The organism is Runella aurantiaca (genome assembly GCF_003339505.1).
Taxonomy (GTDB): Bacteria; Bacteroidota; Bacteroidia; order Cytophagales; family Spirosomataceae; genus Runella; species Runella aurantiaca.
Window position 1 is genome coordinate 1 of sequence record NZ_QPIW01000061.1, and the last position, 1,370, is coordinate 1,370.

Consider the following 1,370-nt stretch of genomic DNA (forward strand, 5'->3'; position numbering starts at 1 on the left):
ACCATAGCCGTCAGGCTAAGCCATTAAAATATCTTTGGGCGATGGTCTAATCGTGTTTTTGTCCAGCCTTCTCTTTTCTTTTTTCGCTGTACGAAAGAGAGATTCAAACAAATTAGCTATCCACTCCCTAAATCCCAACAGACCGTTTCTAATACATACCCAAAAGTCGCTTAACTTTTTTTTAGTAATTTATAAGCTTTCCATTGGCTGAGCTCAAAGTCAGATTTGTCTTCGATAAACGTATTAAAAAGACTCTGTATATGCCCGCTGATTAGGATAGCAATAAGTTTTCCATAGAGATAGCATTCAAAACGACCGATACTCATTTTACCAATTTCATCTATCTCAAAAAGGCTTTTCCAAATCTTAAACAGCAATTCTATCTGCCAACGTAGTTTGTAAAAAGTGTAGATTTGGCTGGTTTTAAGCTGTTCTTTGGTTGTATTAGTGATGAAAATATTATAAGCTGCCAACTTTTTCTTAAACTCAGAAGTCTGATAAGGCTTTCTGGATCTTGGTTGATTAGCATCTTTTAACTGATATTTTTTTAATCGCTTTGTTAAGATTTCGTCGGGCATTTTTTGAAGGTGCAGTCTGACAAAAAGCTTTTCCTTACCTTCTCCCATCCAAACCTCTTTCTCAAAAGCATCTGCTTTAACTTCGACAAAAACCTGTTCCCAATCCAATGCCTGATACTTGCCGGCAGTATCTTTTGTAAAAAGGCTTGTACCTACTTTATAACGACTGATAAAATAAGCTTTCTGCCCAGCAATGCCAGCTAAATGCCCGTGCTTATAATAGCCTAAGTCCATCAAATGTAAATCATTCGCTACGCATTCCAATCCCTTTTGATTAAGCCACTCACTGTCATTTTCTTTGCCGTTGCGCAAATCCAAACGTACAATCTTAGCTGAAAGTAAGTCATATTCGGTTTGAATCTTGAGCACACTGCCTGTGCTGTCTCCCGCATTGCCCTGATAAAAACTTGATAAATAGGCAGGTAACTGAAAACTTGTGGCATCTCGTAAAATTACCCGTCCAAAGACACCATCCGGTTTTTGCTCGGATGTGGATGCCCCTAAAACCTTCTCAAATACGGCTTCAAAGCACTTCCTCATTAATTTTACCCCGTAACAATTAAAACGTTCGGCTAAGGATTGCTTGCTGAGTTGAATGCCAAACCTGTCTGAAAGTTCATCTGCTAAGTCAGTTAGACTTGTCTCTTTACCACTCTGTATCAAACAGGTATTTAACTGTAAGAACATCCATGCACTCAAACGCGAGCTGCTGCGCTCAATGAATTTAACTTCTCTACCCAATTGCTCTAAAGCGGATGCCTCAAAAAAAGAGGATAAGTCTGAAAAACACGA

1 protein-coding gene is annotated in these 1,370 nt (G+C 38.8%); it reads right to left on the bottom strand.

Annotation, left to right across the window (positions count from 1 at the left end; all coding sequences use genetic code 11):
• Positions 1–170 precede the first annotated feature (170 nt).
• On the bottom strand, positions 171–1,370 hold a 1,200-nt coding region (locus tag DVG78_RS29815), incomplete at its 5' end, for an IS4 family transposase (RefSeq protein ID WP_147277213.1).